The organism is Streptomyces atratus (assembly GCF_040655115.1).
GTDB classification, from domain to species: Bacteria; Actinomycetota; Actinomycetes; order Streptomycetales; family Streptomycetaceae; genus Streptomyces; species Streptomyces atratus_D.
In genome coordinates this window covers 1-1,837 of the sequence record NZ_JBFAJH010000136.1, presented here as the reverse complement: position 1 = coordinate 1,837, position 1,837 = coordinate 1, and the positions used below count along the sequence as shown (strand labels likewise).

The 1,837-nt window shown below is 69.9% G+C and carries 1 protein-coding gene; it reads left to right on the top strand.

The window, feature by feature from the left end:
* Positions 1–98 precede the first annotated feature (98 nt).
* Positions 99–1,814, top strand: coding sequence for an IS1182 family transposase (locus tag AB0I23_RS41420; protein ID WP_359118435.1), 1,716 nt, complete (start codon positions 99–101; stop codon positions 1,812–1,814).
* Positions 1,815–1,837 lie beyond the last annotated feature (23 nt).

Sequence of the window (1,837 nt, the reverse complement as noted above, 5' to 3'; positions counted from 1 at the left end):
GGTGACTCTGCTGCTCAATTCCGTGCAGGGTGACGGTGGGCGCGGGATGATCGTCCGTGCGGCCGTTGTCCTGTCGTGCGGCCGTGGGGGTGGTGTGGATGTCGATGCAGCCGAAGGGGCTGCCGGAGGTTCCGGCGCAGACCGCGGCGGTGGCCCGGGCGGCGTTCCCGCAGGGGAGCCTGGCGATGCGGGTGCGTGATCGGCTCGCGGAGGTCTTCGCCGACGAGCCGTTCGCCGACGCGTTCGGGGTGCGCGGCGCCCTGGGACTGTCACCGGGGGTGTTGTCGCTGGTCACGGTGTTGCAGTTCACCGAGGACCTGACCGACCGGCAGGCCGCGGCGATGGCGGTGCGGGCGATCGACTGGAAGTACGCACTTGGGGCCGAGCTGACGGACACGGGCTTCGATTCCAGTGTGCTGAGCCGGTTCCGCACCCGGCTGGCCGGGAACGGCATGGAACGGGTGGTCTTCGACCGGCTCCTGGAACACTGCAAGGACGGGGGCCTGGTGGCCGCCGGGGGCAAGCAGCGCACCGATTCCACCCATGTGATCAGCGCGGTGCGGGACTTGAACCGTCTGGAGCTGGCCGGGGAAAGCGTGCGGGCGGCCCTGGAAGCCCTCGCGGTCGCGGCACCGGCCTGGCTGGCCGGACAGGTCGACGTGGCCGAGTTCGCCCACCGCTACGGGCCCAGGGTGGACGGCTGGCGCATGCCGTCCTCGCAGACGAAACGCGACCGACTCGCGCAGGTCTTCGGGCAGGATGCCCTGGCGTTGTGCCGGGCGGCCTGGGCTTTCGACGCCCCCGGCTGGATCCGTGAGATCGAGTCTGTACGGCTCCTGCGGCAGATCCTCGTGCAGACCTACTACCTGCACACCGACACCCGGGGACGGGAGGTGATCAAGAAGCGGGACGCCGACGACGAGGGCGTCCCGCCCGGCCAACTCCGCCTGGCCTCCCCCTACGACCCCGATGCCCGTTGGGCGGCCAAGGGCGAAGACCTGTTCTGGATGGGCTACAAGGTCCACCTCACCGAGACCTGCGACACTCCCGCCGAAGCCGAAGCCGAAGCCGAAGCCGGGATCCCGGCGGCACCGAACCTGATCACGGACGTGTTCACCACCGACGCCACCGTGCCCGATGTGAAGGCGACCGCGTCTGTTCAACGGCGCCTGGCCGAGCACGGGGTGAAACCCGGCGAGCACTACCTCGACTCCGGCTACCCCTCCGCCGATCTCATCACCGCCGCGCTGGAGCGGGGCACCCGTATGGTCACCCCCGCCCTGCTGGACCACTCGGCCCAGGCAAAGGCCCACGCCGGCTTCGACAAGAACGCCTTCGCCATTGACTGGAAGGCCCGCCAGGTCCGCTGTCCCGCCGGGAAGAGCAGCGCGCACTGGAACCCGGTTAAGCAGCACGGCGCGGACGCGATCGTCATCACCTTCAGTGTCCGCACCTGCCGCCCCTGTCCCTTCCAGGAACAGTGCACCAGCTCCGCGCTGGGCCGGCGCATGCTCACCCTGCGGCCCAGGGAACCGCACGAGGCCCTCGTCCGGGCCCGCGCCGAGCAGAAGACCAAGACCTGGAAGGCCAAGTACGCCCTGCGTGCGGGAGTGGAGGGCACCATCAATCAGGCCCTGGACATCACCGGCATACGCCGGGCCCGCTACCGCGGACTGCCGAAAGTCCGCCTCCAGCACGCCTTCTCCGCCACCGCGCTCAACGTGATCCGACTCGACGCGTACTGGACCGGACACGACCAGCACCACACCCGCAGCAGCCGCCTCGAACACCTCGCCTACCGGCTCACGGCCTGACCCCGGAATTGCGCAGCAGAGTC